The organism is Candidatus Microbacterium phytovorans, assembly GCA_029202445.1.
Lineage (GTDB): Bacteria > Actinomycetota > Actinomycetes > Actinomycetales > Microbacteriaceae > Microbacterium > Microbacterium phytovorans.
This window is the reverse complement of sequence record CP119321.1, coordinates 1,185,595-1,208,496: the sequence shown is the minus strand read 5'-3', so window position 1 is coordinate 1,208,496 and position 22,902 is coordinate 1,185,595. Positions and strand designations below refer to the sequence as shown.

Here is a 22,902-nt window from a genome sequence, read left to right as displayed (position 1 = left end):
CCGACGCTTCGGCCCAGGAGCGGATGCTCGGCGTCCTCGGGTACGGCAGCGTCGACGCGCTCGTCGAACGGGCAGTGCCGGCCTCGATCCACGCCACTCCGCTCGGCGACGCGTCGGTCATCCCGCCCGCGGCGACCGAGGCGGAGACCCTCGCCGAACTGCGCGACCTCGCGGCGCAGAACCGCACGGCCCGGTCGTTCATCGGCCTCGGCTACTACGACACGCTGACGCCCTCGGTCATCGTGCGGAACGTGCTCGAGAACCCGTCGTGGTACACCGCGTACACGCCGTACCAGCCGGAGATCTCGCAGGGGCGCCTCGAAGCGCTCATCAACTTCCAGACGATGGTCACCGACCTGACGGGCTTGCAGACGGCCAATGCGTCGATGCTCGACGAGTCGACCGCCGTCGTCGAGGGCATGCTCGTCGCTCGCCGGGCCTCACGCAGTCGCTCCCAGGTGTTCCTCGTGGATGCCGATGCGCTTCCGCAGACCAAGGCCCTCCTCGCGCACCGTGCCGCCGCGCTCGGCATCGAGATCCACGAGACGGCCTACGACGTGTCTCCGCCGCCATCGGACCTCGACGTCTTCGGGGCGTTCGTCCAGTACCCCGGCGCATCGGGTCGGGTCTGGGACCCCTCCGAGGTCATCGGTGCGGTGCAGGCCCAGGGCGGCCTCGTCGTCGTCGCCGCCGACCTCCTCGCCCTGACGCTGCTGCGCTCGCCCGGCTCCCTCGGGGCGGACATCGCGGTCGGCACGACCCAGCGCTTCGGCGTGCCGATGGGCTTCGGCGGGCCCCACGCCGGCTATATGGCCGTGCGCGCGGGCCTCGAGCGACAGCTCCCGGGTCGCCTCGTCGGCGTGTCGCAGGATGCCGTCGGCCATCCGGCCTATCGCCTGTCCCTCCAGACGCGCGAGCAGCACATCCGGCGCGAGAAGGCGACGAGCAACATCTGCACCGCGCAGGTGCTGCTGGCGGTCATGGCATCCATGTACGCCGTCTACCACGGGCCGGACGGGTTGTCGCGGATCGCGACGACCGTCGCCGGTCACGCGGCACTGCTGCGCGACTGGATCGTCGAGGCCGGGGCCGAGGTTCTCCACGAGCACTTCTTCGACACCCTGGTGGTCCGCACGCCCGGCCGGGCGGAGGAGATCGTGGCCGCGGCACGCGCCCGGGGGATGCAGTTGTGGTTCCGCGATACCGACTCGGTGGGCGTCTCCGTCGACGAGACGACGACCGTCTCCGAGCTGCACGCGCTCGCGCAGGTGTTCGGCGCACCGGAGAGTCGCGCCTTCGCGTTCGTGCCGCGCGGTCTCGGTGCGCAGGTGCCGGAGTCGCTCGTGCGGGAGGACGAGTTCCTCACCCACCCCGTCTTCCACACGCACCGCTCCGAGACGGCGATGATGCGCTACCTCAAGCAGCTGGCCGACCGCGACTACGCGCTCGATCGGGGCATGATCCCGCTCGGCTCGTGCACGATGAAGCTGAACGCGGCGACGGAGATGGCCGCCGTGTCGTGGCCCGAGTTCGCCCGCGTGCACCCGTTCGCGCCGGCCGACGACGTCGCCGGATACCTCGTGCTGATCGACCAGCTCGAGGCGTGGCTGGCGGAAGTCACCGGTTACGACGCGGTGTCCCTGCAGCCGAACGCGGGTTCGCAGGGCGAGCTCGCCGGGCTCCTCGCGATCCGCGGCTACCACCACGCCAACGGCGACGTCCACCGCGACGTCTGCCTCATCCCCTCGTCGGCGCACGGCACGAACGCCGCATCCGCCGTCCTCGCCGGCATGAAGGTCGTCGTCGTCGCGTGCGACGAGGCGGGCAACGTCGACCTCGACGACCTGCGCGCCAAGATCGCCGCCCACGCCGACGCCCTCGCGGCGCTCATGATCACCTACCCGTCGACGCACGGCGTGTACGAGCACGACGTGGTCGAGATCACGAATGCCGTGCACGCCGCGGGCGGTCAGGTGTACGTCGACGGCGCCAACCTGAATGCGCTCCTGGGCTTCGCCCGGTTCGGAGACCTCGGTGGCGACGTGTCGCACCTGAACCTCCACAAGACGTTCGCCATTCCGCACGGCGGTGGCGGTCCGGGCGTAGGTCCGGTCGCGGCGAAGGCGCACCTTGCGCCCTTCCTGCCCTCGCACCCGCTCGCGCAGCGTGCAGAGCACGCCGGCGGCTTCGTCTTCGACGGCGGGCCGATCTCGGCGGCGCCGTACGGGTCGGCGTCCATCCTGCCCATCTCGTGGGCCTACGTCCGCATGATGGGCGCCCCGGGGCTGCGGGAGGCTACGGGGGCCGCGGTCCTCGCGGCGAACTACGTCGCGCACCGCCTCAAGGACCACTATCCGGTGCTCTACGCGGGGGAGGGCGGGCTCGTCGCCCACGAGTGCATCCTCGATCTGCGTCCCCTGAAGGAGCAGACCGGCATCTCCGTCGACGACGTCGCGAAGCGGCTCATCGACTACGGCTTCCACGCGCCGACGATGTCGTTCCCGGTCGCGGGCACCCTCATGGTCGAGCCGACCGAGTCGGAGGACATCGGCGAGCTCGACCGGTTCGTGGAGGCGATGATCGCGATCCGCGCCGAGGCGGCTCGCGTGCAGGCCGGTGATTGGCCGGCATCCGACAACCCGCTCGTCAACGCCCCGCACTCCGCGGAGGCCGTCGTCGTGGGGGAGTGGGAGCACTCCTACACGCGGGAGGAGGCCGTGTACCCGGTGCGCAGCCTCGTTCGCACGAAGTACTGGCCGCCGGTGCGTCGCATCGACAACGCCTTCGGCGACCGCAACCTCGTGTGCGCCTGCCCGCCCGTGGAGGCCTTCGCCTAGAACAGGTCCGGCCACCACGCGGCGGCGAGCGGGTATCCGACGAACGCGATCACGTCGATCACGACGTGGGCGATGACGAGCGGCATGACGCGTCCCCACCGGTGGTAGACCCACCCGAACACGACGCCCATCGCGACGTTGCCGACGATCGATCCGAAGCCCTGGTACGCGTGGTACGCGCCGCGGAGCGTTGCCGTGGAGAGGATGATCGTCCACGTGCTCCAGCCGAGGCGGCGCAGGCGATCGAAGAGGTATCCGAGGAAGATGACCTCCTCCGTGAGCCCCGCGCGAAGCGCCGCGAGCAGGAGGAGCGGGATCGTCCACCACGAGGAGTCCAGCGGCGCGGCGTCCACCTGTACCGTGATCCCGAGCGCACGCCCCGCGGCGTAGAGGCCGAGGCCCGGGATGCCGATGACCGCCACGAGCAGCACGCCGGCGCCGATGTCGCGCCCGAACATCCGGAAGTCCAGCCCGATCCGGCGGGAGGCGGACCGCCCGGGTTCCCACAGGAAGTAGATCGCGAGTGCGACGGGGACGAGAGCGAAGAACTGGGACAGGAACTGGTACAGGACGTCCCAGAACTGCTGCGCGTCGGCGCCCGGGTTGAGCGAGGTCGACTGATCGCCGAGCGCCTCCTCGCGGGTCAGCGCCTGCACCAGGGAGAGCACCGAGTACAGCGCGGAACGCCCGACCGACAGCGCGAGCACCAGCGCGATCTCCCACCACAATCGCGCGGACGAGTGAGCAGAACTGGGCGAATATTCAGCGCGTGTGTCGGTCACGTTGTCAGATTGTCACAGGCATGTTGATTTCAGTAAAGGATCTGTAACGGTTCCCCGAGTCGGTTTGTCCGGTGCCGGGCCGCGTGCTTATGGTGTGTCGTATCCGTGCCCAGGGCTTTCTCAGGCTGGGCACATCACCTTTGCACAGGAGGAAATGTGAAGATCGCACGTCTCGCGGCGGGCGTGGGCGTTGTAGCGGTGGGGGCCCTCGTGCTCTCCGGCTGCGGCAACCCGTACCAGTCGGACGTTCAGGAAGGCACCGAGATCTTCGTTGCCTACAACGAGGGCTTCATGGCCTTCAACTCGAGCAGCAGCGCGGGCAACAACACCGCCAACTCGAACGTGAAGTACATCACCGACTCGGCGTCGTCGTGGGGCTACTACGACAACACGCCGAAGTGGGTCCGCAACACGGACTTCGGTACGTACGAGAAGACGAGCGACGACCCGCTGACCGTCGACTACAAGATCACGGCCGACGCGGTCTGGTCCGACGGCGTGCCGATCGACGAGGCCGACATGCTCATGGCATGGGCCGCCCTCTCGGGCAATGTCGAGGGTGGCTGGGCTCCGGCCGCCACCACCGGCTACGCGCTGATCACCAAGACGCCCGTCACGGGCGAGAAGGAGATCACCCTCCAGTACGACGAGCCCTACGTGGACTGGGAGCTCGTCCAGCCGCTCACCGTCTCGGCTCACGGCACGTACGCCCTCGCGTACCCCGACGAGTACGCCGACGTCCAGGCGGCGTGGGACACCTACAAGTCCGACGACTCCGACGACAACTTCACGAAGTACACCGACGCGGCGAAGAAGTTCGCCGAGGGCGCCAAGGAGAAGGTCATCTCGGCCATCACCGACGGTGACACCGAGGTGCTCACGGCGCTGGCGACCGCGTGGAACGACGCGTACGTCTACACCGAGATGCCCGACAGCCCCGCTGCGTTCCTGACCGCCGGTCAGTACAACCTGCTGGACACGAAGGAGGACGAGTACACCACGCTCGTCGCCAACCCGCTGTTCACGTGGGGCGAGTCGCCGCAGTACGAGAAGATCACGATCCGCGCGATCGCCGACTCGACCACGGCGCTGCAGGCCCTCCAGTCGGGTGAGCTCGACATCTGGACCGGTCAGCCGACGTCCGACATCCTCGAGCTCGCCAACGGCATCGAGAACGCGAACGTGCAGACCGGTGTTCAGGCCTCGCACGAGCACGTCGACCTGACGTTCAACAACGGTGGTCCCTTCGACCCCGCCACGTACGGCGGAGACGCGGACAAGGCGCTCAAGGTTCGCCAGGCGTTCCTGAAGACCATCCCGCGCCAGGAGATCGTCGACAAGATCATCAAGCCGCTGAACCCGGACGCCACCGTCCGCAACACGCACCTGGTGAGCGCGTCCGACACGGTCCGCTACCCGATCCTCTCGGAGTCCAACGGCTCGGCCGACTACGCCGAGGTGGACATCGACGGCGCGAAGGCTCTCCTCGAAGAGGCCGGCGTGACCGGTGAGGTCGAGGTCGGCTTCTGGTACCCCGAGGGCAACGTCCGTCGTGCCCAGGAGTTCGAGCTGATCGCCGCGTCGGCCGCGAAGGCGGGCTTCAAGCTCGTCGACCAGAGCGAGCCGAACTGGGTCTTCACCGACCCGTCGCAGGAGCCGATCAACCCGCACGACGCGACGATCTTCGCCTGGTCGCAGACATCGCTCGCCGTGGGCGGCTCGGACCAGATCTACGCCTGCTACGACGACCCGATGGCCAAGGGTGGAAACTACAACGGTTTCTGCAACGACGCCACGACCGAGGCGCTCAAGACGCTCAACACGACGTCTGACGCCGACCAGCAGACCGAGCTCCTGAAGACGGCTGAGGCCGGCATCTGGGCCGACGCTGCGTCCATCCCGATCTACCAGTTCCCCGGCCTGCTCGTCTCGAGCGACCGCGTGACCGGTGTCAAGATCATGCCGCTGAGCCCCGACTACTTCTGGAACTTCTGGGAGTGGGCGCCGGCCGGCGCTGCATCGGAGTGATCTCGCGCTCCGGGTGGGCGGCATGCCCGCCCACCCGGAGCCTCCGCTCTGACAGATGACTGTGGGTGCCGAGGTGACCCCTCGGCACCCACAGTCGTGTCGGCGCACGGGCACGTCGATCGTGTCCTCCGCACCGGCGCGTAGTACTTTTGAGGCTTACCCGCCTCGTTGCGAATGGAATTACCCATGTCCTCAGCCACCCCACTGAGAGGCTGCACGTGCTGACCTTCATCCTGCGTCGGCTCGGCGCCATCCTGTTGGTCCTCCTCGTCGCCTCGTTCATCGTCTACACCCTGACGTCGATCGGGTCCGATCCGCTCAGCGATCTGCGCGGAAGCAATGCGCCGAACCGCGAAGAGCAGATCGCTCAGCGGATCGAGAAGCTCAGCCTCAACACGCCCGTCGTCATCCGCTACTTCCTGTGGCTCGGCGGAGCGTCGAAATGCCTCATCGGTCAGTGCGACCTCGGCATCGCGTTCAGCCGCAGCGACCAGCCGGTCACCGAAGCCGTGGCCAACGCCGCCAACTCGACGATCCAGCTCGTCACCGCCGCGACGATCATCGCGATCATCGTCGGCCTCACGATCGGTATCCTGACGGCCCTTCGGCAGTACAGCGGATTCGACTACACCGTGACGTTCCTCACGTTCATCGTGTACTCGCTCCCCATCTTCTGGATCGCGGTGCTCCTCAAGGAGTTCGGCGCCATTCAGTTCAACCAGTTCCTGGCGAATCCCAACATCCCGATACCCGTGATGCTCGTCACGGGACTGGTCGTGGGCTTCATCTTCATGAGCATCCTCGGAGGAGGCGCAAGGAAGCGTCTCATCACGTTCGGTTCGGCCTTCGCGGCGACCGCGCTGCTCCTGGCCTTCCTCCAGATCACGAACTGGTTCGCCTCGCCGTCGATCGGCATCGTCGGCGTCATCATCACGGGCCTCGCCGCGGCCGTCGGTGTGACCGCGATCTCGACGGGCCTCGCGAACCGCCGCACGCTGTACTCCGCCCTGATCGTCGTGGCCCTGTGGGCCGCGCTCTACCAGCCGCTGCAGTACCTCTTCTTCTTCGTCCCGCAGGGGTGGATGCTTCTCGCGCTCTACGTCGTCGCGATCGGCGTCGGCGTGGGCGTCGGACTCCTCGTGGGTGGCGATGGAAAGAAGGAGGCCGCGCGGACGGCGGCGATCGTGAGCTTCATCACCGTCTTCACGATGGTGATCGACCGCACGATGCTCGTCTACGAGGACTACCTCCGGAAGATTCCGCAGTCCGGTGCGATCGCGACGATCGGTTCGCAGACCCCGAACCTCTCGGGCGACATGTGGTTCCAGATCATGGACGGCTTCACGCACCTGCTGCTGCCGACGATCGCGCTCGCGCTCGTCTCGATCGCGGCGTACACCCGCTACGCGCGGTCGAGCCTCCTGGAGGTCATGAACCAGGACTACGTGCGCACAGCGCGCGCGAAGGGCCTCAGCGAGCGCACGGTCATCGTGCGTCACGCCCTCCGGAACGCCCTGATCCCCATCGCGACGATCATCGCGTTCGACATCGGCGCCCTCATCGGCGGCGCGGTCATCACCGAGACGATCTTCGCGTGGAAGGGAATGGGCTCGCTCTTCGTGGACGGCCTGCGCCGAGGTGACGTGAACCTCGTCATGGGGTTCTTCCTCGTCACCGGCGTCCTCGCCGTCGTCTTCAACCTCGTCGCGGATCTCTTGTACTCCGCCCTCGACCCCCGGATTCGGGTGAGCTGACATGTCGACCACACCACTTCCCACCGACGCTCCTCAGGACCGCGGCTCGGAGCAGTCCCTCGAGCAGAAGGCCCTTGCCGGCCTCAGCCAGGGTCAGCTCGTCCGTCGGCGGTTCTTCCGTCACAAGGGCGCGATGATCGCGCTCGTCGTGCTGATCCTCACGATCCTCCTCGCGTTCACGTCCGTCGGCACCGTCGTCGGCGGAACGGGGAACCTGGAGGCCGGCCCCGACGGCGCCCTTCGGGTCAACGGATTCCGTATCGCCGGCTGGTGGCCGCGTGACTGGTTCACGACGTACCCCATCGTCAACGGCGGCCTGCCGACGCTGAACCTCTTCCCGTTCTCGATCGGGGAGCACCCCTTCGGACAGGACACGCTCGGCAAGGACGTGTTCGCGCAGGTCATGCGCGGCACGCAGCAGTCGATCACGGTCATGTTCATCGTCGGCATCGTCTCGCTCGTGCTCGGCGTGCTGATCGGTGCTCTCTCGGGATTCTTCCGCGGGTGGATCGACGCCCTCCTCATGCGGTTCACCGACGTCGTGATCATCATCCCGATCATCGTGCTCGGCTCGATCATCGGAAAGCTGCTCGGCGGCGCGAACGCCTGGGTGTTCGGGCTCTTCCTCGGCATCCTGAGCTGGACGGGTCTTGCGCGACTCGTGCGCGGCGAGTTCCTGGCCCTCCGCGAGCGCGAGTTCGTCGATGCGGCTCGCGTCGCGGGAGCCTCCAACGGTCGCGTGATCTTCCGGCACATCCTGCCCAACGCGGTCGGCATCATCATCGTCAACACGACGCTGCTCATGAGCGCGGCCGTGCTGACGGAAGCCGCTCTCGCGTTCATCGGCTTCGGCATCCAGTACCCCGACGTGTCGCTGGGCCAGATCATCTCGGAGTACCGAGAGGCCTTCCGCACGCGGCCATGGCTGTTCTGGTGGCCGGGTCTGTTCATCATCATCCTGGCGCTGTGCATCAACTTCATCGGCGACGGTCTGCGTGATGCGTTCGACCCGCGGCAGCAGTCGAAGGTCAGCAAGCGCAAGGCGGCCCGTGCCGTGGCGGCGATCCCGTCGGCGCAGGCTCCGATCTTCGTCGAGGGTCCGACGAGCGCCGACGACCCCGAGGGCGTCGCATCCGACGATCCGGCCGCCGCGGCCCGCGAGCGGGGCGATCAGCCGTGAGCGACCGCTTGCGCCAGACTCACGACGGCCGCCGCGACCAGCGCGACGGTCACCAGGAGCGGAACGACGGCCCACGTCGACACGGTGCCGCCGGGAAGGTTCGGCGCGCCACTGCGGCGGTACTGCTCCAGCCCACGGAGCACGAGCGCGGTCGCGTCACCCGAATCGGTGCCCTCGGCATCCGACGGTCGGCGCGTCTCGCCGTCGCCGGGAGCGCGGCGCACGTCTTCGCGACGGGTGCTGAGCGCCTGCCGGGCACCCGGAGCGGGAGCGGCCCACGCCCGGACGGTGCGCTTGTCGTGCGTGGTGACGGTGAGTGCGTAGCGCGACTCGACGTCGAACACGTCGCCCCACGGCACACGGTGCGTGTGCACGGGATTGACGACCTCGACGAATCCGTCGGTGAGCGTGACGCTCGGGCGGATGTACAGCAGCCAGGCGAGCCACGCGATCGCGACGACCGGCCAGCCCCAGGCCAACAGGCCCAGGATGCCGTCGGTCACGACGATCGAGACGAGCACCGCGAGGCACAGGACGATAGCGACGACGGCGAGAATCACGCCGCCGCGCGGACGGAAGACAACCGGGTGGGGCATCTGCCCATCCTGACACGGGAGGCACGGCGATGACTGCCGAAGACAACCCTCAGACGGCGCCGACGACCGGCTCCATCGCCCACGGGCGCAACTCGCTGCGCACCTACGTCCCGGGTGAGAAGTACGACGGGCCCGCCCTGTCGGTGTCCGACCTGAACGTCGAGTTCTGGGTCGGCGCGAAGTGGGCCGCTGCGGCGAAGCACGTGTCGTACGACCTGCACCCGGGCAAGGTGCTCGCGATCGTCGGCGAGTCGGGCTCCGGCAAGAGCACGAGCTCGATGGCGATCATGGGCCTGCTCCCTCAGAACGCGCGGGTCACCGGCAGCGCGCGGCTGGCGGGCCACGAGCTCATCGGCACATCTCCCGAGCAGCTGCGTCGTGTGCGCGGCGAGGGAATCGCGGCGATCTTCCAGGAGCCGATGACGGCCCTCAACCCCGTCTACACGATCGGGTTCCAGATCGGCGAGACGCTGCAGACGCACCGTCCCGGCATGACGCGCAAGCAGGCCAAGGCTCGGGCGATCGAGCTTCTCGGCCTCGTCGAGATGCCCGACCCCGTCAAGGCGCACAACTCCTACCCGCACCAGCTGTCGGGCGGTCAGCGCCAGCGCGCGATGATCGCGCAGGCGATCGCTCTCGACCCGCGCGTGCTCATCGCCGACGAGCCGACCACCGCGCTCGACGTCACCGTGCAGGCGGAGATCCTCGACCTGCTGCGCAACCTGCACCAGAAGCTCGACTCTGCGATCATCCTCATCACGCACGATATGGGCGTCGTGGCCGACATGGCCGACGACGTCATGGTGATGAAGGACGGCGACGTCGTCGAGCACGGACCGGTCGCGCAGATCTTCGGGGGAGCGAAGCACCCCTACACGCAGGCGCTCATGGCATCCGTGCCGCACCTCGGTCTCGGCGAGGCGACGCCCGACGTCGACCGCATCAGCGAGGACGCCACGGCGGCGCTCTTCCTCGACGGCGTGTCGATCGAGTATCCGAAGCGGGGCCGCGTGCCCGCCTTCAAGGCCGTCGAGAACGCGTCGATCAAGATCCAGCCCGGTGAGGTGCTGGGACTGGTGGGCGAGTCGGGCTCGGGCAAGACGACGATCGCCCGCGCGATCGTCGGGCTCGTCCCGATCTCCGAGGGCGCGTTGCGTGTCGCCGGCCAGGAGATGGTGGGAGTGGATGCCAAGCAGCTGCGCGCCGTGCGCCGCAAGCTCGGCATCGTCTTCCAGGATCCCGGTTCCTCGCTGAACCCGCGGTGGCCCGTCGGCATCTCGATCGGTGAGCCCCTCGAGCTCGCCGGCTGGGAACGCAGCAAGATCGGCAAGCGCGTCGAGGAGCTGCTCGACATGGTCGAGCTGCCCCGCGAGTTCCGCAACCGCTACCCGCACGAGCTCTCCGGCGGTCAGCGTCAGCGCATCGGCATCGCCCGCGCGCTCGCCCTCGATCCCGAGGTGCTCGTCGCCGACGAGCCCACGAGCGCGCTCGATGTGTCCGTGCAGGCGCGTGTGCTGGAGCTGCTGCAGAACATCCAGAAGGAGAAGCAGTTCGCGACGCTGTTCGTGACGCACGACCTCGCCGTCGTCGACCTGCTCGCCGACCGGATCGCGGTCATGCAGCACGGCAAGATCGTCGAACAGGGCTCGAAGGAGCAGATCCTCCGGAACCCGCAGGACCCGTACACGCAGCGACTCATCGCGGCCGTGCCCGTGCCGGATCCGGGCGAGCAGCGCCAGCGCCGCGAGGCGCGCGCGGCGCTCCTGGCGACCCAGGAGAAGTACCGTCCGGCCAGCTGAGACCGCCCCGGACGCGGTTCACAGCCGCGGCTTGTAGAATGGGATGCACCCGACTCCGGGTGCATCCCCTTCTTCTTTCAAGGAATCCCATGGCGCGCGCCCTTCGTCCCGACCTCCGAAACGTCGCGATCGTCGCGCACGTCGACCACGGCAAGACCACGCTGGTCGACGCGATGCTGCGGCAGACGGGCTCGTTCGGCGAGCACGCGCACGTCGAAGATCGCGCGATGGACTCCAACGACCTGGAGCGTGAGAAGGGCATCACGATCCTCGCGAAGAACACCGCGATCACCTACAACGGCGCCCACACCGACGTGCCCGTGACCATCAACGTCATCGACACCCCGGGCCACGCCGACTTCGGAGGCGAGGTCGAGCGCGGTCTGTCGATGGTCGACGGCGTGGTCTTGCTGGTCGACGCGAGCGAGGGTCCCCTTCCGCAGACGCGCTTCGTGCTGCGCAAGGCCCTCGAGGCGAAGCTCCCCGTCATCCTGCTCGTCAACAAGACCGACCGTCCCGACGCGCGCATCGTCGAGGTCGAGGAGGAGGCCCACGACCTGCTGCTGGGCCTGGCATCCGACCTCGTCGACGACGTGCCCGACCTCGACGTCGACGCGCTCCTCGACGTGCCGGTCGTCTACGCGTCCGGTCGCGCCGGCGCCGCCTCGCGTACGCGGCCCGACAACGGCTCGCTGCCCGACAACGACGACCTCGAGCCGCTGTTCGAGGCGATCCTCCAGCACGTCCCCGCGCCGTCCTACGACGACGAGGCGCCGCTGCAGGCCTGGGTCACCAACCTCGACTCCTCGCCGTTCCTCGGCCGCCTCGCGCTGCTGCGTGTCTTCAATGGCACTCTCAAGAAGGGCCAGACGGTCGCGTGGGTGCGTCACGACGGCACGCACAGCAACGCGCGCATCACCGAGCTGCTGAAGACACGCGCGCTGGAGCGCTACCCGGCCGAGTCGGCGGGTCCCGGCGACATCGTCGCGATCGCCGGTATCGAGGAGATCACCATCGGCGAGACGATCGCCGACCCCGAAGACGTGCGCCCGCTCCCGGCCATCACGGTCGACGACCCGGCCATCTCGATGACCATCGGCACGAACACGTCGCCCCTCATGGGCAAGGTGAAGGGCCACAAGTTGACGGCTCGCATGGTCAAGGACCGCCTCGACCGCGAGCTCATCGGCAACGTGTCGCTGAAGGTCGTCGACATCGGGCGCCCCGACGCGTGGGAGGTGCAGGGCCGCGGTGAGCTGGCCCTCGCGATCCTCGTCGAGAACATGCGCCGCGAAGGTTTCGAGCTGACCGTCGGCAAGCCCCAGGTCGTCACGAAGAAGGTCGACGGCAAGACGTACGAGCCGTTCGAGCACCTCACGATCGACGCGCCCGAGGAGTACCTCGGCGCCATCACGCAGCTGCTCGCGTCCCGCAAGGGCCGCATGGAGACGATGACCAACCACGGCACCGGATGGGTGCGCATGGAGTTCGTCGTGCCGTCGCGCGGACTGATCGGCTTCCGCACCGAGTTCCTGACCACCACGCGCGGCACGGGCATCGCCAACGCGATCTCGCACGGCTACGAGCCCTGGGCGGGTCACATCACGACGCGTCAGAACGGTTCGATCGTCGCCGACCGCTCGGGTGTCGTCACGCCCTTCGCGATCATCGCGCTCCAGGAGCGGATGTCGTTCTTCGTGCAGCCCACGGAGGAGGTCTACGAGGGCATGGTGATCGGTGAGAACTCGCGCGCCGACGACATGGACGTGAACATCACCAAGGAAAAGAAGCTCACCAACATGCGCTCTTCGACCTCGGACTCGTTCGAGTCGATGACGCCGCCGCGCACCCTGTCGCTGGAGGAGTCGCTGGAGTTCGCCCGTGACGACGAATGCGTCGAGGTCACGCCGGAGAAGGTCCGCATCCGCAAGGTCGTGCTCGACGCGACCGAGCGCGGCCGCGCGACTGCTCGTCTCAAGCGCCAGGACGCCAACGCCTGACCAGGACCCGTGCCGTCAGTGGGGCCCTGTGCCGTCAGCGCACTTCTGACACGAGCACGGCGGCGGTGTCGGGTTCGAGGGCCTCGAACACGTGCGGCGCGTCGCCGGCGTAGCGGAGGTAGTCGCCGGGCGTCAGCTCGAACGGTTCGTCCAACGGACCGACGAGCGCCCGTCCGGTGACGAGGACGACGTGTTCGACCGTGCCTACCAGGTGGGGGAGCGAACGTCGGGGCTCGCCGGGCTCGGCACGCAGGAGGTAGAGGTCGCTTCTCGCCTGCGGCGCGCCGGCGGCGAGTAGGAGCGCTTCGTACGACGACTCGGCGGAGCGGATGCCGCTGCGGTCGGTGGCGCGGATGAGCTGCGGGCCTTCGCGCCGGTCCTCCACGAAGACGGAGAACGGCACATCGAGCGCGGTCGCGATGGCCCACAGCGTCTCGACGCTCGGATTGCCGCTCCCGGACTCCAGCTGCGACACGGTCGCCTTGGAGACGCCGGCTCGGCGTGCGAGCTCTGACGCGCCCAGTCCCGCGCGCTCGCGCTCGCGGCGCAGGGCGACGGCGATCCGAGGTCCGAGTGCATCCATGCGGTTCATTGTTTCAAACGTACGGCCGATTTGACGAACGCAGGCAATATCGTTCATCATTTCGACCATGCGTTCATCGAATCAGCCAGCTGCCGATTCCGATGATCGCGACATCCGCCGGGCCTGGCGCGACGGCGTCGGGGTAACGCTTGCGACGAGTGCCTACGGAGTGTCGTTCGGTGCGCTGTCCGTGGCATCCGGTCTCGACGTGTGGCAGACCTGCGTGCCGAGTCTCCTCATGTTCACGGGCGGATCGCAGTTCGCTTTCGTGGGCGTCATCGGCGCCGGCGGACTCGCCGCTGCGCCGGCGGCCATCGCCTCTGCCGGCCTCCTCGGCGTCCGCAATGTCGCGTACGGGCTGCGCGTCTCGCCGATGATCGGTGCCGGCGGGTGGCGGCGTGCGACGGCGGCCCACTTCACGATCGACGAGTCGACGGCGGTCGGATTGGCCCAGCCGACGCCGCGCGCCCGACGCGTGGGCTTTTGGGTCACGGGCGTCGGCATCTGGATCGGCTGGAACCTCACGACGCTGGCGGGTGCGCTCCTGGGCGACGTGCTCGGCGACTCGAGAGCATACGGGCTGGATGCCGCGGCGGCGGCCGCCTTCCTCGCGCTGCTGTGGCCTCGGCTGCGTCGTCGCCAGGCGATCGCCGTCGGCGTGGGCGCGGCGGTGGTCGCGACCGTGCTCACGCCTGCGCTGATGCCCGGCATCCCCGTGCTCGTCGCCGCGCTCGTGGCCGTCGTCGTGGGCTGGACGAACTGGCTCGGCACCCGCACGCCGGAGGTGGCCTCATGACCCTCTGGAACGCCGTCCTCCTCGCCTCGATCGTGTGCGTCGGGCTCAAGGCGCTCGGATACCTGATCCCGCCGCGCTGGTTCGATGCGCCGACGCCGTCGCGCATCACCGACCTCCTGACCGTCGCGCTGTTGGCTGCGCTCGTCGCCGTTCAGACGCTGGGAGCCGGCCAGAACGTGGTCGTCGATGCCCGTGTCCCCGCACTCCTCGTGGCGGCGGGACTCCTGCTGATCCGCGCCCCCTTCCTCGTCGTCGTGGTCGCCGCGGCCGCCGTGGCCGCGCTGCTGCGGCTGGCGGGTATCGCCGCGTGAGCTCTCGGCGTTCGCTCTGCGTTGCGGCCTACACCGCGGCCTAGACTGACGCGGTGAGTATGACGCTTTCCCGGGCCGGCACCTGGCTCGTCGCGCTGATTATCGGATTCGTCTTCGGCGTAGCCGGCACCGTGGCTCAGTCGGCGATGTGGGGATGGTTCCCGGTCGGTCTCCTCGTCGCGATCGTCGGGGCTGCGGCGATCGTCCTCGCGGTGCGGCTCCTGACGGCCGACCGCTGGGCGGCGCTGTCGACAGGGCTCGGCGTCATGATCGCGACGCTGCTCTTCTCGGGGCGCGGTCCGGGTGGCTCGGTCATCGTCCCCGCTCCCGACGACGGCCAGATCTCGACGGGTCTGGTGTGGACCGTCGTCGTCCCGCTCGTCGCGGCGATCATCGTCGCGTGGCCCAGCGTGACGCGTCCGGCATCCGTGCCGACTGCGCCCGTCGGCGGACCTCACGCGGAGTGACGAACTAGACTCGAAGGCGTGACGTATGTGATCGCCCTGCCCTGTGTGGATGTGAAGGACCGTGCGTGCATCGACGAGTGCCCCGTCGACTGCATCTACGAGGGTGAGCGCTCCCTGTACATCCACCCCGACGAGTGCGTCGACTGCGGGGCGTGCGAACCGGTCTGCCCCGTCGAGGCGATCTATTACGAAGACGACCTCCCGGACGAGTGGCAGGACTACTACTCCGCGAACGTCGAGTTCTTCGATGACATCGGCTCGCCCGGTGGCGCCGCCAAGATCGGCGTCCTCTCGAAGGATCACCCGCTGATCGCCGCCCTGCCTCCGCAGACGCACTGATGGCCGTCCGCGACCTCGCCGATTACCCCTGGGATGCCGTGGCCCCCTTCGCGGCCACCGCTCGTGCGTACCCCGGCGGCATCGTCGACCTCTCCATCGGCTCTCCCGTCGACCCCACTCCCGATGTCGTCGCCGACGCGTTGCGCGCCGCGACCGACGCGCACGCCTACCCGCAGACGGTCGGGTCTTCGCTCCTTCGAGAAGCCATCGTCGCGTGGTACGCCCGCCGGCGGGGAGTAGCCGGCCTCACCGTCGACCAGGTGCTCCCGACCGTCGGCTCCAAGGAGCTGGTGGCGTTGCTGCCGCTCCTGCTCGACGTGCGGCCCGGCGATGTCGTCGTGCACCCGCGGGCTGCCTACCCCACGTATGAGGTCGGTGCCCGACTCGTCGGAGCGACGCCGCTGGCTGCCGACGACCCCGACGCGTGGCCGGAGGGCACGCGACTGGTGTGGATCAACTCGCCGGGCAACCCCGACGGTCGGGTGCTCGACGTCGCCGAACTCCGCCGCGCGGTCGCGCGCGCCCGTGAGCTCGGTGCCGTGCTGGCATCCGACGAGTGCTACGCGGAACTCGGCTGGGACGGCGCATGGGCGGCCGAGCCCGTACCCAGCCTGCTGGACCCGCGCGTCACCGAGGGCGACCTCTCGGGACTGCTGTCCGTCTACTCGCTGAGCAAGCAGTCGAATCTCGCGGGGTACCGCGCCGCCTTCCTGGCCGGCGACGCCTCGATCGTCGCGCGGCTGCTGACGGCCCGCAAACACCTCGGTCTCATGCTTCCCGCACCGGTCCAGGCGGCCATGGTCGCCGCTCTCGGCGACGACGCGCATGTCGCGGCGCAGCGCGAGCTGTACCGCGCGCGGCGCGCGGTGCTGAAGCCGGCGCTGGAGCGCGCGGGCTTCCGGATCGACCACAGCGAGGGTGGCCTCTATCTGTGGGCGACGGCGGGGGAGGACGCGTGGGAGACGATGCGTCGGCTGGCGCACCTCGGCATCCTGGCCGGTCCGGGGCACTTCTACGGAACGCACTTCCCCCAGCATGTGCGCTTCTCGCTCACGGCGACCGATGAACGCATCGAGGCAGCGGCGGAGCGTCTGACAGCGACCGAAGAGTCGCGGGTGCCCTCGTAGACTTCCTCCTACGGATGCCGTGATCCTTTGGCGCCGATCGGAGTAGGCCGTGAGGGCCAGTAGTCTGTAGAGACCGCCTAGATCGACCGCAAGGAGGCTTCGTGAGCGAGTCGGGCACCCCCCAGCAGGCCACCGTCACCGTCGGAGAGCGGACGGCGCAGCTGCCGATCCTCACCGGCACCGAAGGTATTCCGACCGTCGATTTCTCGACGTTCACGAAGCAGACGGGCCACACGGCGCTCGACTACGGCTTCGTCAACACGGCCGCCACGAAGTCCGCGATCACCTACATCGACGGCGACGAGGGCATCCTTCGTTATCGGGGCTACCCGATCGAGCAACTCGCGACGAACAGCACCTACCTCGAGGTCGCGTGGCTGCTTCTGTACGGCGACCTGCCGACCGCGGATCAGCTGGGCGAGTGGGACGACAAGATCCGTCGCCACACGCTGCTGCACGAAGACCTCAAGCGCTTCTTCTCCGCGCTGCCGCACACGGCGCACCCGATGTCGATGCTCTCTGCCGCCACGGCGGCGCTGTCGACGTACTACGAGGGCCAGTCCGACCCCAACAACCCCGACCACGTCGAACTCAACACGATCCGGCTGCTCGCGAAGCTGCCCGTGATCGCGGCTTACGCGCACAAGAAGAGCATCGGTCAGGCGTTCCTCTACCCGGACAACTCGCTTAGCTTCGTCGACAACTTCCTGAAGCTCAACTTCGGGGTCCTCGCTGAGCTCTACGAGGTGAATCCCGTGACCTCGCGCGCACTGGAGCGGCTCCTCATCCTGCACGAAGACCACGAGCAGAACGCGTCGACGTCCACGGTCCGCCTGGTCGGATCGACCGGCGCCAACCAGTTCTCCTCCATCTCCGCGGGCATCAACGCGCTGTACGGGCCGCTTCACGGCGGAGCGAACGAGGCCGTCCTCGACATGCTGGCGCGGATCCGCGATTCGGGTGAGACCGTGCAGCGCTTCGTCGAGCGAGTCAAGAACAAGGAAGACGGGGTGAAGCTCATGGGCTTCGGTCACCGCGTCTACAAGAACTACGACCCCCGCGCCAAGCTCGTGAAGGAGTCCGCGGATGAGGTGCTGGAGGAGTTGGGCGTGCACGATCCGCTCCTCGACCTCGCCAAGGAGCTCGAGGACATCGCATTGAACGACGACTACTTCAAGGAGCGTCGTCTCTACCCGAACGTCGACTTCTACACGGGCGTCATCTACAAGGCGATGGGCTTCCCGACCCGCATGTTCACGCCCCTGTTCGCGATCGGCCGTCTTCCGGGCTGGCTCGCGCACTGGCGCGAGATGCAGCTCGACCCGCAGACGAAGATCGGGCGGCCGCAGCAGCTTTACACCGGGTCGCCGCAGCGGGACTACCCGGGCATCTGACCCCGACTCCACCACCGCTTTCCGGCATCCGTTCGGGTCGTCTCTCACCCCGATAAGGTCGAGGGATGCCGCGTCTTCTCGTTCGTCGACCCTCCTCCCAGCTGGCTGACGGCGAGCTCACCCACCTCGAACGTGTGCCCGTGGACGTCGGGCTCGCGCGTACCCAGTGGGAGGGCTACGTCGACGCCTTCCGGACACGCGGTTGGGAGGTCGTGGAGGTTCCCGCCGACGATGCTCAGCCCGACGGGCGTCTTCGTCGAGGACGCGCTGATCGTTTTCGGTGACCTGATCGTGCTCGGCCGCGCGGGGGCGGAAGCTCGACGCGGCGAGGCGCCGACGGCGCGTACGGCGGCGGAGCGGCTCGGGCTGGAGGTGGCGTCGATCGACGCCCCCGGCGCGCTCGACGGCGGCGACGTGCTCAAGGTGGACCGCACCGCCTACGTCGGCGCGTCGTCGCGGACGAACGCGGCGGGGATCGCTCAGTTGCGTGGCCTGCTGGAGCCTCGCGGGTGGGATGTCGTCGAGGTTCCGGTGACGCGCGTGCTGCACCTCAAATCGGGGGTCACCGCGCTGCCGGACGGCACCGTCGTCGGGTATGCGCCGCTGGTCGACGATCCCGACGCTTTCCCGGTCTTCCTTCCCGTCCCGGAGGAGCACGGCACCGCGGTCGTCGTGCTCGATCCCGGCACCGTCCTCATGTCGTCCGATGCCCCCGCGACAGCCGCGCTGTACCGCGACAGGGGCCTGGAGGTCGTCACGGTGCCCGTGACGGAGTTCGAGAAGCTCGAGGGGTGCGTCACCTGCCTGTCGGTGCGCATCCGCGACTGATCTCACCCGTAGCGACGTGCCGGCGACGGCAGTGCGGACGACCGTCTATGCATGTGGACCTGCGCGCTACGCTGTGGACATGCGCGCCGCGGAGCTGATCGACGACATCATCATCGAGCCGGTCGACCCGACCATGGGCGCCTCGGCGGGCTTCGCGGGCTTCTTCGGCGTGGTGGTCTTGCTCATGGTGATCGGGGTGATCTTCAGCGCCGTCGTTGGCTACCGGAAGTACCGCATCCTGCGGGATGCGGGAACGGACCCGTTCACCGTCGATGCCGCCCTGGCGGCGAAGGTGCTCAAGAGCGACGTTCTCGCCGCACCCGCTGCCGCCCGCTCGATCGAGGAGCGGCTGCGCGAACTCGACGATCTGCTCGCGCGCGGGGTGATCACCGCCGACGAGCACCGTGAGGCGAGAGCCGCCGCACTCCGGGACTGAGGCCCGCGCCTCGAATCAGGCGTGCAGCGCCTCGTTGAGCGTGACGCCGACGCCGCGTCGGCGCACGGCTTCGATCGCCCCGGTGAGCGAGTTGCGGCGGAACAGGATGCCGTTGCGCCCCGACAGCTCGGCGCCCTTCACCGAGGGACGGGTGCCATCGGCACGCGCGGGCTCGTCGGCCAGCACGATCTTCGAGCCCGCGGTGACGTAGAGGCCCGCCTCCACGACGCAGTCGTCACCCAGGGAGATGCCGATGCCCGCATTGGCTCCGAGAAGGGTGCGGGAGCCGATCGAGACGCGGTGGCTGCCACCGCCCGACAGTGTGCCCATGATCGAGGCGCCACCGCCGATGTCGCTGCCGTCGCCGACCACGACGCCCTGCGAGATGCGTCCCTCGACCATCGACGCGCCGAGCGTTCCCGCGTTGAAGTTCACGAATCCCTCGTGCATGACCGTCGTTCCCGGCGCGAGGTGCGCACCGAGGCGCACGCGCGAGGCGTCGGCGATCCGGACCCCGGGCGGGACGACGTAGTCGAGCAGTCGCGGGAACTTGTCGAGACTCTGTACCTGGATGCCGGCGCGCTGCAGGCGCGGGCGGAGCCGGGTCAGCGCGTCGGGGTGAACCGGGCCCGCGTTCGTCCACGCCACATTCGGCAGGTGGGCGAAAATGCCTGTCAGATCGAGTTCGTTGGGGGCGACGAGCCGGTGCGAGAGTGCATGCAGCCGGAGGTAGGCATCTGACGTGCTGGCGGGGGCGGCATCCAGGTCGATCTCGACGACGACGGACTCGATGCTCACGTCGCGACGCTCGTCCTCTCCGACTCCGTCGGCGACGAGCGCCAGGTCGGGTCGCTCCGGGGCGCGTCCGCGTGCGGGCGCCGGGAACCACGTGTCGAGGACGACACCGCCACGGTCCACCGTCGCCAGCCCGACACCCCAAACCCACCGCTGCTCGCTCATCTCCCCAGGCTATCCGGCCCATGGCGGCCCATCGACCGCGGTGGTCATCGGACGTCTCGATAGAATCGACGTCATGCCCACGCTCGATCTGACCGTCTCCGCGCTCGAGCTCACGCGTGCGATCTGCGACATCCCCAGCGTCTCCGACGACGAGACGACCCTCGCCGACGCCATCTACGCTGCCGTCAGCGCCTACCCTCATCTCCATGTCGAGCGCGACGGTGACACGATCATCGCCCGCACGCGTCTCGGGCGGGCGCAGCGCGTCGCGATCGCGGGCCATATCGACACAGTGCCGATCAACGAGAACCTGCCCACGCGGGACATCGAGATCGACGGCGAGCCCTACCTGTGGGGGCGCGGCACCGTCGACATGAAGGCCGGTGTCGCGGTGCAGCTGAAGCTCGCCGCCGAGCTCGTCGAACCGCGCGTCGACCTCACGTGGATCTGGTACGACCACGAAGAGGTGGATTCCGATCGCAACGCGCTCACGCGGCTCGTCGCGACCCGTCCCGACATCTTCGAGGCAGACTTCGCCATCCTCGGCGAGCCCTCGAACGGTCAGGTCGAGGGCGGGTGCAACGGCACGCTGCGCGCTGTCGTGCGCACGCACGGGGTCCGTGCCCACAGTGCCCGTTCGTGGATCGGCGAGAACGCGATCCACAAGGCGGCGCCGATTCTCGCGCGCCTGGCGGAGTACCGCACGCGCGACCTCGAAGTCGACGGCCTGGTCTACCGCGAGGGCCTGAACGCGGTGGGCGTCCGCGGCGGCATCGCAGGCAACGTCATCCCCGATGTCTGCGAGGTCGAGGTGAACTACCGGTTCGCGCCTCGTCGAAGCGGCGAAGAAGCCGCGGCGCACGTGCGCGACGTCTTCGCCGGCTTCGAGGTGGAGATCCTCGACGTCGCCCCCGGCGCGCGGCCGGGGCTCGACGCGCCGCTCGCGCAGGAGTTCCTCGCGGCCGTGGGCGCCGAGCCGCGCCCGAAGTACGGCTGGACCGACGTGGCCCGCTTCTCCGAGCTGGGTGTCCCTGCTGTCAACTACGGGCCGGGCGACCCTCACCTCGCGCACCATGACGAGGAGCGGGTCGCGGTCGCCCAGATCGACGACGTCGAGCGGGGCCTTCGGGCGTGGCTGACAGCGTCCTGACGCGCTCGCGGGCGCAGTCGGCCCGCTCCCGCCTGTCACCGGCGCTGCAGATCGCGATCGTCTACGTGGTGGCCCGGGCGGTCACGACCGTCTTCCTGCTCATCGCGGCGGAGCTGTCCGGCGAGGGTTCCCGCTTCGGGCCCGACGCCACCATCGGTTCGTTCGTGATGGGCTGGGATGCCGAGTGGTACTCGTTCATCGCGGGTTTCGGCTATCCGAGCGATCTGCCGCGCGACGAGACCGGCGAGGTCACCACCAACCAGTGGGCGTTCATGCCGCTCTACCCCGTGCTCGCCAAGCTCGTCGGCTTCGGCAACTACGGCCTCGGCGCGTTGATCGTCTCCCTCGTCGCCGGATACCTGTCGGCGCTGGTGCTCTACCGGCTGCTTCGCGACCGCATCGATGCATCCGCCGCGATGTGGGCGGTGGTCTTCTTCGTGAGCGGACCGCTCGCGGCGTTGTTCCAGATCGGGTACGCCGAGGCGCTGTTCCTCCTGTGGTTGTTCTGCGCGCTGTGGTGCGTGCAGCGCCGCCGGTTCGCTCCGCTGTACGTCCTGATCCCACTCATGGGCTACACGCGACCGGGGGTGCTGGCGTTCTCGCTGTTCCTCGCGCTCTACGGGATCTGGCGCTGGTTCCGCCGTAAGAATGATCCGCTGCCGGCACGCGAGGTGGTGCACATCGTGGTCCTGGGGCTGTGGGCCGCTGCGGTCGGGTTCTCCTGGCAGATCATCGCGGGTCTGGTCACCGGAGACCCGTCGGGTTACCTCGAGACCGAGCTCAGCTGGCGCCGGTCCTGGACCGGAGAAGTGGGCGCGTTCGTGCCCTTCGACGGTTTCGTGCAGGCCGCCGCGATCTGGTTCCGGCTGTGGGGCCTCGACGTCGTCTGGGGCTATGTGGCGCTGGGTGTGGGAGTCGTGGCGGTTGCCGCCGCCCTGCTCTTCGTGCCGCAGGTGCGCCGGCTCGGCGCGGAGGTGCGGCTGTGGTCGGCGAGCTACATCGTCTACTTGCTGGCCGTGTTCTTCCCGCAGTCCAGTCTCTTCCGGCTGCTCGTGCCGCTCGCGCCGTTGTCGGGCGCGCTTGCGCTCCCGCGATCGCTCGCTTGGCGCGTCGGAGTGCTCGCAGCATGCCTCGTGGGCCAATGGATGTGGATCCTCAACATGTTCGCCCTCGCGAGCACGTACTACCAGATCCCCTGAGGGTGTCGTCGGCGTGCGTCGCGCTTCGCTCCGGTGCCCGCGGAACGCGCTATCCGCGCAGACGGGTAAACTTGTCGGGTACTCAACGAAAAGGAGCCGCAATGGCAGCCATGAAGCCGCGAACCGGTGACGGACCGATGGAGGCCGTGAAGGAGGGACGCCTCATCATCGTGCGCGTGCCTCTCGAAGGCGGCGGCCGTCTGGTCGTCTCGGTGAACGACGACGAGGCCAAGGAACTCCACAGCGTTCTGGGCGAGGTCGTCGGCGCCGCCTGACCTCACGACATACGACGAGGGGCCGGTCTGCGGACCGGCCCCTCGTCGTATGTCTGCGAGG

General features: G+C 68.6%; 20 protein-coding genes and 1 pseudogene. 17 read left to right on the top strand and 4 right to left on the bottom strand.

Annotated features, from left to right (window positions below):
- The first annotated feature begins 23 nt into the window (after positions 1-23).
- Complete coding sequence (gene gcvP / locus P0Y48_05795) at positions 24-2,837, top strand: aminomethyl-transferring glycine dehydrogenase (protein ID WEK15015.1); 2,814 nt, start codon at positions 24-26, stop codon at positions 2,835-2,837.
- On the opposite strand, the gene P0Y48_05790 is transcribed toward gcvP, so the two are convergent.
- A complete protein-coding gene (locus P0Y48_05790) occupies positions 2,834-3,619 on the bottom strand; it encodes a type II CAAX endopeptidase family protein (protein ID WEK14710.1) in 786 nt (261 codons plus the stop codon). The two genes, gcvP and P0Y48_05790, sit on opposite strands and share 4 nt — an antisense overlap.
- 156 nt (positions 3,620-3,775) lie before the next feature.
- On the opposite strand from P0Y48_05790, the gene P0Y48_05785 reads away from it, so the two are divergent.
- The 3 genes from P0Y48_05785 (at position 3,776) to P0Y48_05775 (ending at position 8,581) form a co-directional block, all read left to right on the top strand.
- On the top strand, positions 3,776-5,647 hold the full coding sequence (locus P0Y48_05785; protein ID WEK14709.1) for an ABC transporter family substrate-binding protein: 1,872 nt from the start codon (positions 3,776-3,778) through the stop codon (positions 5,645-5,647).
- A 218-nt stretch (positions 5,648-5,865) separates the two neighbouring features.
- Positions 5,866-7,401 (top strand): ABC transporter permease, encoded by a 1,536-nt coding sequence (locus tag P0Y48_05780; protein ID WEK14708.1) that lies wholly within the window; start codon positions 5,866-5,868, stop codon positions 7,399-7,401.
- A 1-nt stretch (position 7,402) separates the two neighbouring features.
- The gene (locus tag P0Y48_05775; GenBank protein ID WEK14707.1) at positions 7,403-8,581 is read left to right on the top strand and encodes an ABC transporter permease; all 1,179 of its coding nucleotides are present in this window, start codon (positions 7,403-7,405) and stop codon (positions 8,579-8,581) included.
- Here the strand turns inward: P0Y48_05775 and P0Y48_05770 are convergent.
- Positions 8,572-9,177 (bottom strand): PH domain-containing protein, encoded by a 606-nt coding sequence (locus P0Y48_05770; GenBank protein ID WEK14706.1) that lies wholly within the window; start codon positions 9,175-9,177, stop codon positions 8,572-8,574. The two genes, P0Y48_05775 and P0Y48_05770, sit on opposite strands and share 10 nt — an antisense overlap.
- 29 nt (positions 9,178-9,206) lie before the next feature.
- Here P0Y48_05770 and P0Y48_05765 point away from each other — a divergent pair, with 29 nt between their 5' ends.
- Complete coding sequence (locus tag P0Y48_05765) at positions 9,207-10,976, top strand: ABC transporter ATP-binding protein (GenBank protein WEK14705.1); 1,770 nt, start codon at positions 9,207-9,209, stop codon at positions 10,974-10,976.
- A gap of 89 nt (positions 10,977-11,065) precedes the next feature.
- Positions 11,066-12,976, top strand: coding sequence for a translational GTPase TypA (gene typA, locus P0Y48_05760; protein WEK14704.1), 1,911 nt, complete (start codon positions 11,066-11,068; stop codon positions 12,974-12,976).
- A 34-nt stretch (positions 12,977-13,010) separates the two neighbouring features.
- Here the strand turns inward: typA and P0Y48_05755 are convergent, their stop codons facing one another.
- Positions 13,011-13,559 carry an XRE family transcriptional regulator gene (locus tag P0Y48_05755; protein WEK14703.1) on the bottom strand — a complete coding sequence of 183 codons (549 nt, stop codon included), beginning with the start codon at positions 13,557-13,559 and terminating at the stop codon, positions 13,011-13,013.
- A gap of 67 nt (positions 13,560-13,626) precedes the next feature.
- On the opposite strand from P0Y48_05755, the gene P0Y48_05750 reads away from it, so the two are divergent.
- The 8 genes and pseudogenes from P0Y48_05750 to P0Y48_05715 all read left to right on the top strand — a co-directional run bounded on the left by P0Y48_05750 (position 13,627) and on the right by P0Y48_05715 (position 19,257).
- Positions 13,627-14,355, top strand: a complete 729-nt coding sequence (locus P0Y48_05750) for an AzlC family ABC transporter permease (protein WEK14702.1) — start codon at positions 13,627-13,629, stop codon at positions 14,353-14,355.
- A complete protein-coding gene (locus P0Y48_05745) occupies positions 14,352-14,666 on the top strand; it encodes an AzlD domain-containing protein (GenBank protein WEK14701.1) in 315 nt (104 codons plus the stop codon). The genes P0Y48_05750 and P0Y48_05745 overlap by 4 nt, the downstream gene beginning before the upstream one ends.
- A gap of 59 nt (positions 14,667-14,725) precedes the next feature.
- Positions 14,726-15,133, top strand: a complete 408-nt coding sequence (locus tag P0Y48_05740; protein WEK15014.1) for a DUF6113 family protein — start codon at positions 14,726-14,728, stop codon at positions 15,131-15,133.
- A gap of 18 nt (positions 15,134-15,151) precedes the next feature.
- The gene (locus P0Y48_05735) at positions 15,152-15,472 is read left to right on the top strand and encodes a ferredoxin family protein (GenBank protein ID WEK14700.1); all 321 of its coding nucleotides are present in this window, start codon (positions 15,152-15,154) and stop codon (positions 15,470-15,472) included.
- Positions 15,472-16,599 carry a succinyldiaminopimelate transaminase gene (dapC, locus tag P0Y48_05730; GenBank protein ID WEK14699.1) on the top strand — a complete coding sequence of 376 codons (1,128 nt, stop codon included), beginning with the start codon at positions 15,472-15,474 and terminating at the stop codon, positions 16,597-16,599. The genes P0Y48_05735 and dapC overlap by 1 nt, the downstream gene beginning before the upstream one ends.
- Before the next feature lie 101 nt (positions 16,600-16,700).
- The gene (locus P0Y48_05725) at positions 16,701-17,993 is read left to right on the top strand and encodes a citrate synthase (GenBank protein WEK14698.1); all 1,293 of its coding nucleotides are present in this window, start codon (positions 16,701-16,703) and stop codon (positions 17,991-17,993) included.
- 65 nt (positions 17,994-18,058) lie between these two features.
- Positions 18,059-18,821: pseudogene (locus P0Y48_05720) on the top strand (arginine deiminase-related protein).
- Between the two features lie 79 nt (positions 18,822-18,900).
- Positions 18,901-19,257: an SHOCT domain-containing protein gene (locus P0Y48_05715; protein ID WEK14697.1), complete on the top strand. Its 357-nt coding sequence runs from the start codon at positions 18,901-18,903 to the stop codon at positions 19,255-19,257.
- 15 nt (positions 19,258-19,272) lie between these two features.
- On the opposite strand, the gene dapD is transcribed toward P0Y48_05715, so the two are convergent.
- Positions 19,273-20,217 carry a 2,3,4,5-tetrahydropyridine-2,6-dicarboxylate N-succinyltransferase gene (dapD, locus tag P0Y48_05710; protein ID WEK14696.1) on the bottom strand — a complete coding sequence of 315 codons (945 nt, stop codon included), beginning with the start codon at positions 20,215-20,217 and terminating at the stop codon, positions 19,273-19,275.
- Between the two features lie 73 nt (positions 20,218-20,290).
- Between dapD and dapE the strand changes: the two genes are divergently transcribed.
- From dapE to P0Y48_05695, 3 genes are all read left to right on the top strand, one after another.
- Positions 20,291-21,367 carry a succinyl-diaminopimelate desuccinylase gene (gene dapE, locus P0Y48_05705; protein ID WEK14695.1) on the top strand — a complete coding sequence of 359 codons (1,077 nt, stop codon included), beginning with the start codon at positions 20,291-20,293 and terminating at the stop codon, positions 21,365-21,367.
- Positions 21,349-22,566, top strand: a complete 1,218-nt coding sequence (locus tag P0Y48_05700) for a hypothetical protein (protein WEK14694.1) — start codon at positions 21,349-21,351, stop codon at positions 22,564-22,566. The genes dapE and P0Y48_05700 overlap by 19 nt, the downstream gene beginning before the upstream one ends.
- Positions 22,567-22,667: 101 nt before the next feature.
- The gene (locus P0Y48_05695) at positions 22,668-22,841 is read left to right on the top strand and encodes a DUF3117 domain-containing protein (GenBank protein ID WEK14693.1); all 174 of its coding nucleotides are present in this window, start codon (positions 22,668-22,670) and stop codon (positions 22,839-22,841) included.
- The last annotated feature ends 61 nt before the right edge of the window (positions 22,842-22,902 follow it).